The organism is Sediminibacillus albus, from assembly GCF_900101125.1.
Taxonomy (GTDB): Bacteria; Bacillota; Bacilli; order Bacillales; family Amphibacillaceae; genus Sediminibacillus; species Sediminibacillus albus.
Genome location: NZ_FNFL01000002.1, coordinates 601,778 through 613,881 on the forward strand (window position 1 = coordinate 601,778; position 12,104 = coordinate 613,881).

The window sequence follows — 12,104 nt, forward strand, 5'->3', positions numbered from 1 at the left end:
CGCATGCATTATTCGATAACAGATAAGCGCTATTGGGTAAAAGAGTACGGGCAAGGCCCTGCCCTGCTGCTACTTCATGGTTTCACTGGCAGCAGCAGGACGTGGCAGCCTTTTATCAATCACTGGAAACAGGATTTTCGTGTGCTTGTAGTCGATTTGCCGGGCCATGGGAACACACAAGTAAACGAACCGATTGGAATGGAAGCCTTTTGTGATGATCTAGCACTGCTTTTAGATAAGTTATCCGTCCATACTGCGCATCTAGTCGGTTATTCGCTTGGCGGCAGAACAGCACTTTCATTTGCGTTTTTCTATCCTCATCGGGTTCGGTCGCTTGTATTGGAGAGTGCCTCACCGGGATTGGAAACGGAACAGCAGCAGTTAGCAAGGCAGATGAAAGATGATGCTCTTGCTAAAAGGATTTTACGGCAAGGGATCAGTTCTTTTGTGAAAGAGTGGGAAGATCTTCCCTTGTTTGAGTCCCAACAAAAATTGCCGGCGCCACTAAGGGAAAAGATAAGGAATGAGAGATTGAACCAGTCGGAACAAGGCTTGGCAAATTCCTTGAAAGGAATGGGCACAGGCGTACAACCATCCTGGTGGGAGAAACTATCCGCTATTAGCCAGCCTGTATTATTGCTTGCTGGGGAAGTCGACTCGAAATTTGTCGGTATTGCCAAAAGAATGCATGATAAGCTAAATAACAAAATACTGAAGGTTATACCTTCGACTGGGCATGCAATTCACGTGGAGAAGCCCGGGAAATTTGATACAATAGTATACGATTTCCTGAAAAGAAATTAATTTAAATAATTGAAGGAGGAACTAAAAATGGCAATTGAGTGGATGACAGAACGAGAATATGAAGATATCCTTTATGAGACGTATGATGGAATAGCAAAAATTACGATTAATAGGCCGGAGGTACGCAACGCCTTCAGACCGAAGACAACGAATGAACTGATTGATGCTTTTATGCGTGCCAGAGATAATTCCGAAGTTGGTGTGATTGTACTTGCTGGAGCAGGGGATGAGGCGTTCTGTGCTGGCGGTGACCAAAAAGTAAGAGGGCACGGCGGTTATGTCGGGGATGATGACATTCCTCGTTTGAATGTGTTGGACTTACAGCGGTTAATCAGGGTTATTCCAAAACCAGTCGTAGCAATGGTTTCCGGCTACGCAATCGGTGGCGGCCATGTATTACATATTGTTTGTGACTTAACAATTGCTGCCGACAATGCGGTATTCGGACAAACAGGCCCTAAAGTAGGCAGCTTTGATGCCGGTTATGGTGCGGGCCTCCTGGCCAGGATTGTTGGTCATAAGAAAGCCCGGGAAATTTGGTACCTTTGCCGACAATACAGCGCTAAGGAAGCAGAAGACATGGGACTAGTTAATACAGTTGTCCCACTTGATCAGTTGGAGGCGGAAACCGTCCAATGGTGCCAGGAGATGCTCGAAAAATCGCCGACAGCTCTGCGCTTCCTAAAAGCTTCGTTTAATGCCGACACCGATGGATTGGCAGGACTTCAGCAAATGGGCGGGGACGCTACTTTGCTTTACTACACGACGGATGAAGCAAAAGAAGGAAGAGACGCCTTTAAAGAGAAACGAAAACCTGACTTTAAACAATTCCCACGCTTTCCGTGATAAGATAGTTTAAAAAACCTGGAATGAACCTTCCAGGTTTTTTATTATGTGAAAACACAAACCGTTATTTTGTTATACGGATATTTCCTCTGTCCTCCGTAAATTCTATTACTGAGGTGAAGGAATATGAATTGGGATGTAATCATCGTTGGCGCTGGCCTGGCGGGTTTAACATGTGGATTGGAATTGTCGCTTAAAGGAAACAAAGTATTGGTTTTAGAAGCTAATCCCGTTGTCGGGGGAAGATGCTCGAACTGGAATGATGCTGGTATGGAAGTTGAATCAGGTTTTCACAGGTACATAGGTTATTTTTCAGCACTTCCCGCTTTATTAAAAAAAGCCGGTGTCGATATTAATGATATACTGACCTGGGAAGAAAAAATCGATGTGTTAATAAAGGGGAAAAAGAAGAAGTTGGTATTAGGCATTTCTCCCGTACATGGGGTACTAAAAATGATAAGAGGAATTACCGGTAACCAGGATGTTCTGACAATAAAAGATAAACTTTCATTGATTCCTTTTTCTCTGAATGGCTATAAAGATTTTTTATTAAACCCTAAAAAGCTTGATCAATATAGTGTTAAAGAGTATGCGGGTTTACACAATGTTACAGATAACGCTTTTGATTATTTGCTGGTGCCTTTAAGCTCGGGAAGTTATTTCCTTCCGGCGGATCGTTACTCAGCCTATGTTTTTTTTGGCCTTTTCGCGCCCGCATTTTACAAATTTTATAAGATGAGGATCGGCGCTTTCTCAGGTGGAATGACAGACGTTATGTGCCAGCCAATCGCCGACCAGATTATCGAACTTGGCGGTGCTGTCCAAATTGGAGAAAAAGTGACAGATGTGATTCTCAATGAAAAAGGAGAAGTAGCAGGGGTCAAAGGAGAAAATCGAAAAGAGTACAGAAGCAAACAGGTTGTGGTTGCGGCATCTTTAGCTGGAGCTAAACAGGTGTTAGCTCGCTTCAAGGAAAAAGCCGAGTTTTCCAACTTATTTCGATTGCCGATAAATCCAGCATCTACCTTCCAAATTGATTTAAATCAACCTGCATTAGAAACGGATATAACGTCGTTCGGCCCAAAAACAGCTTTAGCAAGCTTTGCTGAACAGTCACGGACGACTTTTAGGGATTGCAAAGGAAGACTATCGATTATTTTGGATTCACCCGACAAATTCTTATCTACGACTGCGGAAGATGCATTAAAAATAGTTATAGAGGATGCCAAAGCGTTAGGTGTCCACCTGGAAGGTAAAATAGAGGATTACAGGAAAATTGACCATCCTGAAGATATCTACAGCCTAGCGCCAGGTAACCACTTTTTAAGGCCTGGCCAGGCTACGACTATCCCGGGACTTACCTTGGCGGGAGACTATACCAAGCAGCCTTATTTTTCAACAATGGAAGGTGCAGTAGTCTCCGGCCAAAAAGCAGCCGCCATCGTAACCAAAGCATTACAAAGAAAAGCGAAAGCGCCCGGGTAGCAATGTACAGACTGGACGGCACCGCAGGAGATAAAGGAAACACGGAGCAAGGCGACGATGTTGACTTATCGGACGAAGGAGCAGGAAGTCTGCTAATTGCTGGGGGCTGTTAGCTAGACAAAGAAAAGCGAAAGTACCCGGGTAGCAATGTACAGACTGTGCCCGCGCATCGCGGGTAGTTCGACGTTGCCGCGCATCGCGGTGGGGTTAGATCGAACTTCCTTGTTTTTTGATAAAGGAAACACGGAGCAAGGCGACGACGTTGACTTATCGGACGAAGGAGCAGGAAGTCTGCTAATTGCTGGGAGCTGTTAGCTAGACAAAGAAAGCGAAAGCGCCCAGGGCGCTTTCGAAAGATTCATAAAAACTAGCCTGTTGTTTGTTTGAGCGGCAGGTAGGGTTTGAGGCAAGTACCGGCTCGCCATGGTGCTTGCCTGTTTTGTTGCTGTCTGAGGGCAGAAGTTTTTATTTTTGTTTGCGGACATATAGAATTATACTTGTAATAGTAATTTATTATCCCGTGCTATAATGTGAGAAAGGATACGACTGATTATGACTGAAGTGATTCCGCACTGGTTAGACAAACAAGCAGATCTCTCACCGGATGGGAATGCAATCGAAACACCTGCTGGCATTAATGTTACTTTCTGGCAATTGAGAGATCAAAGCAGGAGCTATGCTAAAAAATTGGCTGCTGCCGGCGTGAAGCAAGGGGACCATGTGGCAATATTGTCTGGCAATTGTATCGAGATGGCGATAGCTATTCATGCAATATCTTACATAGGGGCTGTGGCCGTCTTGTTAAATATAAGGCTGTCCCCTTCTGAAATCGCCTTTCAATTAAATGATGCACATGTCTCCCTTTTGCTCACACATCCGGAGGCTGCAGAGCTTGCCGAGCAGGCAGGGACATACAAAGACTCTTCCCTTGTTATTCGCCGCTTTGCAGATATTGACCGTTATGCTGCTGCTAATATTTCTTTGAAACAAGAATTACGGCTGGATGATCTATTTACAATTATTTATACGTCAGGGACCACTGGATTTCCCAAGGGAGTAGAGCATACCTACGGCAATCATTGGTGGAGTGCTGTTTCTTCTGTACTTAACCTTGGCTTAGCCAGCCAAGATAAATGGCTTGCTTCTCTTCCTTTGTTCCATGTGGGAGGGCTGTCTCTCTTGGTCAAAAGTGTAGTTTACGGCATGCCGGTTTACTTATTGAAAAAATTTGACGTTGAGTTAATTCATCAAGGGATTATTGCGGGCAAGGTAACGATTGTTTCTGTTGTCTCGGTAATGCTGGAACGGTTGCTCGAAAGGCTGGAAGGAGGCAGCTATCCTGCATCCTTCCGCTGTATGCTCCTGGGCGGAGGTCCAGCATCACAGACACTTTTAGAAAAGGCTAAGCAATACCAAGTACCTGTCTTTCAAACCTATGGGATGACGGAAACATCTTCCCAGATTGTGACATTAAGCCCGAAAGAGGCGCTTGCGAAGCTCGGTTCAGCAGGAAAGCCTTTGTTTCCTGCCCAGTTAAAAATCATGTCAGCTGAGGAATCTTCCCCTATAGGCGAGGTGGGAGAAATCTTTGTCAAAGGCCCGATGGTCACAAGGGGATATTATAAAAATGAACAGGCAAACCAAAAGACTTTTCAAGATGGCTGGCTTGCGACCGGAGACTTAGGCTATCTGGATCAGGATGGTTTCCTCTATGTCATGGACCGTCGTAAAGATTTGATTATATCTGGTGGCGAAAATGTTTATCCAGCCGAAATAGAGAGTGTTTTGACAGGAATAGAAGGGGTGAAAGAAGCCGGGGTTATTGGCAAATCAGATCGGCAATGGGGAGAGGTCCCTGTCGCTTTTGCTGTAAGAGCCGATAAGAATCTCACAAAGGAAGAAGTTCTCGAGCACTGTAGAAAACATTTGGCAAAATACAAGGTGCCTAAGCAGATTTATTTTATTAGTGAGATGCCGCGTAATGCATCGAACAAACTGGTTCGACACCAACTTGCTGCTTTTTTGAAAGACGAGGAGAAGTAAATAAGGGGGGGCTGAATAATGGCTGATAAACCTGTACGGATTCGACAGCTGGAAGAAGCTGATTTAGAAACGGTTTGGAAACTGGCGTATGGTGAAAAATCACCTGAGTGGAAAAAGTGGGATGCTCCTTATTTTGAACATAAGCAAGTAACATTGCAAGATTACTTGGCGAAAAAGGACGAGCTGGTGAAACAGGATGATCAGTGGCTCATCGAAGTGGCTGAGAGTATTATCGGCACGGTCAGCTATTACTGGGAGCACAAACCTTCTCTGTGGCTGGAAATGGGGATAGTCATTTATCTTCCCCAGTATTGGAGCGGAGGATACGGTACAGAAGCTATGCGATTATGGATTAATCATCTTTTTACAACCATGCCGCTTGTCCGGGTTGGCTACACGACCTGGTCAGGCAATAACCGAATGGTGAAGGTAGGCGAAAAGCTGGGAATGACAATGGAAGCCCGGTTAAGAAAATGCCGTTATTATAATGGGAAATTTTATGATTCGATTCGAATGGGATTGCTCCGTGAAGAATGGGAAAAAAACGAGATTTTTTTTGATGAAAAGGAAAAGGCTCCGAGCCCCCTTGATTAACGAACCATGCTGTTCCTTGGTGCAGGAACAGCATGGTTCATGCTTTATGGCCGCCAATTTTCCGGCTGCGGTCTAAGGTAATTCCTAAATCGGTAAAACTGGTAGCTCGTAATAACGATGTAGATCCATGTTTTTCTCTGATTTGATCCATTACATAACCAAGGTCTTTTTGTTTTGTTTTATCAGTGAATAAATCAAGCTGTGTTTCCTCGTCCTTATACAAGTTATTCAGAGTAATAAAGACTCGCCGGATTTTGCTGACCCCATCATAGAATTCATTAAAGAGCTGCATACATACCCCATACATCTCCATCGTGATGTTTGTAGGTAGCGCAACCGATTTTGATCTGCTGAACCCGCCGCCGGTTTCCTGGCAATAGCCAACGCCAAGGTGAACGGTTCTGCCAGCCTTGCCTGCAGTCCTTGCCCGCCGGCATGCTTCCTCACAAAGATCAAGAATACAAGCAAACACTTCATCGCCATGATAGTCCCGCAACAGGGTGATTCCATGGCCGAATCCTTTTTGCTCCTGTTTTTGAAAGTCCCCAATAACAGGACTCAAATCAGCTCCCCATGCATGCCAATATAGTTGTTCACCCATCACTCCAAACCGTTTTTTCAGCCTCTCCAACGGAAAATTCGCTAATTGTCCCAAAGTGACAATCCCCATCCTGTTAAGGTTAGACATCATTTTTTTTCCGATCCCCCAAATATTTTCAACCGGGACAGGCCATAGTTTTTCTTTGACATCTTTATATGTACACTCAGCAATCCCTGTTTGTTTGGCATAAAGATCCATGACAACCTTTGCTAAAAATTTATTATCGCCAATCCCTATGGAACAGGTCAGTCCCATGGTGTCATATAATTCCTGTTTTATCATCCGGGCAATCTCCCAGCGGCCCCCATACAGCTTTTCAAGTCCGTTAACAGTCACCCATAGTTCGTCTACGGAATATTGATGGATCGCTTCCTTTGGGACATACTGATTAACAAGCTTAGTGATCTCTACCGATACTTTTAAATAATCACTCATTTTAGCTTCAGCAATATGGATACCGGGATCATTTGGCAGCTCGAAAAATCTGCTGACATTTTTGATGCCATGCTGTTTTTTTAATTCAGGTGATGCAGCCAGGATAATACTCCCCGAACGGTTGACATCTCCCACAACAGCTAGCTTCTCTTTCATTGGATCCAATCCTCTTTTTACACACTCGACACTAGCATAAAAAGAACGCATATCAATACATAGGATACTGTTTTCAGGTAATTTAAGATTTGCGGAAAGCAAAAGGATCCCCCCTCGCAAGGAACGTATGTTCTTATTGATAATAATATAACCCATTGCCCGGCAATTAAACAGTGTTAATTTATTCCAAGCAGGTTTTGCACAGGATATTTTCAGTTGCAAACAGCACCCTGTCTATGCTAACAATGAGTAAACATTGTTAAAGATGAGCGAGGCACAAAAAAACTCTATAAACAATCTGCTTTTTTTGGTAAACTTACATTGCTGTATTTGAGATGCAAGGAGAATTAGAATGAATATATTTTCGAGACTATTTAAAATAACCCATTTATCAACGATTCGGCTGATCGTATTGTTTTATTTACTTACGGTGTTAGGTTCTACCATGTTACTGGGAATGCCGTTTTTCCACTATGGAGAAATGGATTTAAGTTTTATTGATTTATTGTTCACAGCAGTAAGTGCGGTCAGTGTAACAGGCCTGACGGTGGTTTCGACTGCCGACACCTTTAATACCGCTGGCAAAATTGCATTGACAGTCGTACTGCAGTTTGGGGGAATCGGAATCATGACCCTCGGGACGTTCATTTGGATTATCCTGGGTAAAAAGATTGGACTCCGGGGAAGACAATTGATTCAAATCGACCAAAACAGGACAACCTTATCCGGTTTAGTAAGATTAATGTTAAAAATACTAAAGATTATCATTACCATTGAATTGATAGGTACAATTGTGTTAAGCACGTATTTTCTATCTTACTTTGATACGTGGCAAGAGGCATTATTGCAGGGATTCTTCGGTGCGGTCAGTGCCACCACAAATGCAGGCTTTGACATTACAGGTTCGTCATTAATCCCTTTTGCGGGTGATTATTTTGTCCAGTTCGTCAATATTATCCTGCTGATATTAGGGGCTATTGGCTTTCCAGTACTGATTGAAGTGCAGGAACTGCTAAGGGGGCAGCAGTCGGATATCAACCAGAAATATTCTTTTTCACTGTTCTCAAAGCTTACGACCGTCACATTCTTTGCTCTTATTATAGTCGGATGGCTGTTAATTTTTGTTTTAGAGCGTAATGCTTTTTTAGCTGATAAGATATGGCATGAAAAAATATTTTACAGCCTCTTCCAATCTGTTACGACGAGGAGTGGCGGATTGGCGACAATGGATGTAGGCGAGTTTACCTCCCCAACTCTTGTGTTAATTTGCGTATTAATGTTCATCGGGGCATCTCCAAGCAGTGTCGGTGGTGGTATCAGAACAACATCATTTGCAATCATGCTTTTATCAATTTTTAATTATGCCAAGGGAAACACCAGTATAAAGGTGTTCGGCAGGGAACTGGACCATGACGATGTGATTCGCTCGTTTATAGTTATCACTACTGCAGCCATGCTCTGTTTGACTGCTATTATTTCACTGAATTATTTAGAGCCGTTTTCCTTGATTTCGATTGCTTTTGAGGTGTGCTCCGCATTTGGAACAACAGGGTTATCGATGGGCATCACACCGGACTTGTCTACCCCTGGGAAATGTATTATTATTTTTCTCATGTTCGTCGGAAGAATAGGAATATTTTCCTTCCTATTCCTAATGAGGGGAAGAGTGACTAAGGATATTTACCATTATCCAAAAGAGAAAGTGATTATCGGCTAAAAAAGTTAATTGATAAAGATTATCAAAATCATTGACGGCAGAGCTTAAACCAAATAAACTGGTAATAGACCTAAATTGATGAAAGAACGGTTTTTCTGTTAAGAGAATATAGAAGTAAGCATCGCTCGTAAGGGAGAGATTGCAAAATGGAAACTTTGACAGCTAAGGACTTAACCCTAGGCTACGGAGAAGAGATCATCATAGATGATTTAAATATAACCATCCCTAAAGGGGAAATAACGGTCTTTATTGGCGGGAACGGCTGTGGAAAATCGACGCTGCTGCGTTCAATGGCACGCTTATTGAAACCAAAAGAAGGCGGAGTTATTCTTCATGGGGAAGAAATAGCTAAAATGCCGACAAAGGAAGTTGCCAAAAAACTGGCCATTCTTCCGCAGAGCCCGGTAAGCCCTGAAGGTTTAACTGTACAGGATTTAGTTAAACAGGGAAGACATCCATATAAAACAATGTTCAAAAAATGGTCAAAGGAAGACGACCTGGCTGTTGATGAGGCATTGAAGGCAACCAATATGCTGGAGTTGCTGGATCGCCCAGTCGATTCTTTATCTGGCGGTCAGCGCCAAAGAGCATGGATCGCAATGACACTTGCCCAGAAAACAGATACCATATTGCTGGATGAGCCTACTACTTATTTGGATATGACTCACCAAATTGATATTCTGGATCTTTTATTTGAGCTGAATGAACGAGATGGCCGGACCGTGGTAATGGTGCTGCATGATTTAAATTTAGCATGCCGTTATGCCCATCATATTGTCGCAATCAAGGATAAGCAGGTATATGCTCAAGGCAGGCCGGAAGAAATTATCAGCTGTAACATGGTTCACGACGTATTTAATATGAAGTGTGATGTTACTTATGATCCGATGTTCGGGACCCCGATGTGTATCCCGCATGGCAGAGGCCGCTGCTTAATTAAGAGTGCTGTAGAAGAAGCGCGTTCACAAGCCAAGCTTTCGTAAGAAAATATTGTTTAGTATTAACTTTAACTCATCGATTACCTCAATCGATGGGTTTTTTGTGTCGTTTCCGGGAGTATTTACGGAAAAGCTATCTTAATGAATGTTCTGCCATTCACTTTCCACGGTGGGAGCGGTTGTAATTTTCGTTTCTAATTTACTGTTTAAATAATTGCCGAGGATTTCATCTAGTTCGTCTTTTTGGCATGCTTCAAATACCTCTAATAAATCGTCATGATCCATTTGTTCCAAAACGGAGTGAATGAACACTTCTAAGAAATCTTTATCCTGATCATCGAAATGTTGTAAATATAATTGAAAAAGGTTGTCTGCAAATTTCACTTGAACCTTCCCCTTTCTAAAATTTATTTGTAACTTACCTTATGCAAAAAGGATAAAATGTTGTTCATAAAATACTGCAAATGGCGAAAATTAAAGGATAGGAGGGTGAAAGATGGAAAAGAAAAAGTTCTTCATAAATATGGGTACACTCGAAATATCACAAGTGGAAGCTGGTGATAACAATGATTTCACCATTTTTGCTACGGATCAGGAGGTCTTCCAATTAAGAGAATTATTTGATGAAATGTATAATTCCGATATCACGGCTTTTTTTCGTACACATTTGCCAATCCATTATCATAAGGATTCAGCAAATGACAGGTATGATGCTGGAATTGTATCTGCTTATCAAATGGTTTATGACTTGGGGGATGATGCGACAAAAGCACATATCGGCAGTATGAAGATTCTTGAAAGGGAATAACCCTCAGTGGGAGAATGGCATGACAGCTTTTACTGACCAAATATGTAAAAACCTTGCCTTATTTTTAAAGGCAAGGTTTTTTGTAATTACGGTTCAGGAACTGGCATTTCTTCTGCTGAGTCGATAGCTTCCTGGGGAACTTTAATTTCATCCAGTTGATTGAATTTGCTGTATGTTGCATCAAATGTTTGAACGATATTGGTCGTCACTCCATTCTCATCGACATCAAGGTCCATGTCCATTGTCATCGCCTGCGGATAATAATTATCCTTGGAAATGGTAAAAGCATAATCAAGTTTGTTAATGGAAATAGACTCAACCATATCCTCTGTCAGCTGATCCTTAGGGATAGTACTCCCAAGCTCGGCTTTTAGAAGATCTTTAAACTCATCCCCATTAGCACTTAAAGATAGCAAATAGGCATCTTCGGTCTCTTCCAGGCTGAATTCTTCCGTATATTGTTCCAATTCTTTTAGTTGTTTAGCAGGATTTTGCTGTTCCTGCCCCGAAAGATTATTCAATTGACCAACCAAATCTTCAGGCCCTTTTATCCACTTGTTTTGTTCTGGATCTTTTACAAACAAATTCTGATCTGCATAATACATTTCAATTGTTTGTCCCATCGACTCCATTGTTTGATAAAATGCCATTGGCTCCATCTGTATCTGGGACGTAATAGTAGAAGACACCGGAAATCCCGCTTCTCCTGTTCCAATTGTCTGGCTGACATCCGCGCTTATTTCAAAGTTTTTTAACTCTTCACTGGCCACTAAAGAGTTCTGGTAAATATCTTCCAGTTTCGAACTTTCAGTTGAAGAACAGGCAGCGGTGAAAAAAGCAAGCAGAAAGCTGCAGCCTGCCAGTAGTAGAAACCTTTTCCTTTTCATGGATAATGTTCCTCCCTTTTTTAACTCTTTACATTAACTCTTATTATAAGACATCTGCACATGGAAAAAAACCCCAAAACAAAAATGGTTAACGAAGAATCTGGATAACGTATGGTTATGTAAAAATGTTTCGAATTTTAATTATTTATTTGGAAAGAGTTTAATACATTGAGATTAAAGGAATAAAAAACTAACTAAATAAAGTGGAGGGATGAAACAGCATGAAAAAGCAATCGTTCCAGATTATAGCGTTTATTGCACTTATTTTTATTCTATCTATACTTACGCTTTCTTTCCAATCGGGTGATCCTGACTTAACTGCTGATAATGCATCAGCTAATGTTACTACCGAATCGAATCCTGCCCAAAATGAGAAAGATCATCGGGAAAAAGAAAGTCAGCCGGAAAAACTTGACCATGAGCACCTAACTTCTGTGACTAAATCGTTTATGGACAAGCTTGTGCAGGAAACCACAGAAAGTTTTCAAGTCAAAAACTTTGATTCTAAGGAAGAACTTATAGACGAATTCGGAACAATTGCCTCACCGTCAGTAGCGGAAAAATACATAGATGTATACTATACGGAAAAAGCGGATGGTCTATATCTTTTACCGACCGAAACACCGCCGTGGTTTCAAAGTGACTCAGAATATGAGATGATGGATATGGAAAATGGAAAGGTGAAAGTCATTCAGGAAAATCAAACCGAACTATACGGAAGCTATAAGATAGAGTTAGAATTAACTTTTACTGATAGCTGGAAAATTACAAACACTAAACATTCTTAAAC

Annotated in this window: 12 protein-coding genes; 9 read left to right on the forward strand and 3 right to left on the reverse strand. The window is 42.0% G+C overall.

All coding sequences use genetic code 11. From position 1 onward, the window contains the following. Positions 1 to 3: 3 nt before the first annotated feature. From menH to BLR93_RS09030, 5 genes are all read left to right on the forward strand, one after another. On the forward strand, positions 4 to 804 hold the full coding sequence (menH, locus tag BLR93_RS09010; RefSeq protein ID WP_093213409.1) for a 2-succinyl-6-hydroxy-2,4-cyclohexadiene-1-carboxylate synthase: 801 nt from the start codon (positions 4 to 6) through the stop codon (positions 802 to 804). A gap of 27 nt (positions 805 to 831) precedes the next feature. Further along, the gene (menB, locus tag BLR93_RS09015) at positions 832 to 1,650 is read left to right on the forward strand and encodes a 1,4-dihydroxy-2-naphthoyl-CoA synthase (protein ID WP_093213410.1); all 819 of its coding nucleotides are present in this window, start codon (positions 832 to 834) and stop codon (positions 1,648 to 1,650) included. Between the two features lie 126 nt (positions 1,651 to 1,776). Next, entirely contained in the window at positions 1,777 to 3,135 is a 1,359-nt protein-coding gene (locus BLR93_RS09020; protein ID WP_093213411.1) for an FAD-dependent oxidoreductase, read from the forward strand. Between the two features lie 552 nt (positions 3,136 to 3,687). Continuing rightward, positions 3,688 to 5,178: an o-succinylbenzoate--CoA ligase gene (locus BLR93_RS09025; protein WP_093213412.1), complete on the forward strand. Its 1,491-nt coding sequence runs from the start codon at positions 3,688 to 3,690 to the stop codon at positions 5,176 to 5,178. Between the two features lie 15 nt (positions 5,179 to 5,193). Further along, positions 5,194 to 5,772: a GNAT family N-acetyltransferase gene (locus BLR93_RS09030; protein WP_093213413.1), complete on the forward strand. Its 579-nt coding sequence runs from the start codon at positions 5,194 to 5,196 to the stop codon at positions 5,770 to 5,772. Between the two features lie 37 nt (positions 5,773 to 5,809). Here the strand turns inward: BLR93_RS09030 and BLR93_RS09035 are convergent, their stop codons facing one another. After that, positions 5,810 to 7,015: a Y-family DNA polymerase gene (locus BLR93_RS09035; RefSeq protein ID WP_245690107.1), complete on the reverse strand. Its 1,206-nt coding sequence runs from the start codon at positions 7,013 to 7,015 to the stop codon at positions 5,810 to 5,812. 301 nt (positions 7,016 to 7,316) lie between these two features. Between BLR93_RS09035 and BLR93_RS09040 the strand changes: the two genes are divergently transcribed. Together BLR93_RS09040 and BLR93_RS09045 are read left to right on the forward strand one after the other, a co-directional pair. Then, entirely contained in the window at positions 7,317 to 8,681 is a 1,365-nt protein-coding gene (locus tag BLR93_RS09040; RefSeq protein ID WP_093213414.1) for a TrkH family potassium uptake protein, read from the forward strand. Positions 8,682 to 8,827: 146 nt separating this feature from the next. Then, on the forward strand, positions 8,828 to 9,664 hold the full coding sequence (locus tag BLR93_RS09045; RefSeq protein WP_093213415.1) for an ABC transporter ATP-binding protein: 837 nt from the start codon (positions 8,828 to 8,830) through the stop codon (positions 9,662 to 9,664). Positions 9,665 to 9,757: 93 nt separating this feature from the next. Here BLR93_RS09045 and BLR93_RS09050 read toward each other — a convergent pair whose 3' ends face one another. After that, positions 9,758 to 10,003 carry a DUF6154 family protein gene (locus BLR93_RS09050; protein ID WP_093213416.1) on the reverse strand — a complete coding sequence of 82 codons (246 nt, stop codon included), beginning with the start codon at positions 10,001 to 10,003 and terminating at the stop codon, positions 9,758 to 9,760. A 112-nt stretch (positions 10,004 to 10,115) separates the two neighbouring features. Between BLR93_RS09050 and BLR93_RS09055 the strand changes: the two genes are divergently transcribed. Beyond that, positions 10,116 to 10,427: a hydrolase gene (locus BLR93_RS09055; RefSeq protein WP_093213417.1), complete on the forward strand. Its 312-nt coding sequence runs from the start codon at positions 10,116 to 10,118 to the stop codon at positions 10,425 to 10,427. A gap of 86 nt (positions 10,428 to 10,513) precedes the next feature. On the opposite strand, the gene BLR93_RS09060 is transcribed toward BLR93_RS09055, so the two are convergent. Beyond that, positions 10,514 to 11,314 carry a DUF6612 family protein gene (locus BLR93_RS09060; RefSeq protein ID WP_093213418.1) on the reverse strand — a complete coding sequence of 267 codons (801 nt, stop codon included), beginning with the start codon at positions 11,312 to 11,314 and terminating at the stop codon, positions 10,514 to 10,516. 221 nt (positions 11,315 to 11,535) lie between these two features. On the opposite strand from BLR93_RS09060, the gene BLR93_RS09065 reads away from it, so the two are divergent. Further along, positions 11,536 to 12,102, forward strand: a complete 567-nt coding sequence (locus BLR93_RS09065; protein ID WP_093213419.1) for a hypothetical protein — start codon at positions 11,536 to 11,538, stop codon at positions 12,100 to 12,102. The last annotated feature ends 2 nt before the right edge of the window (positions 12,103 to 12,104 follow it).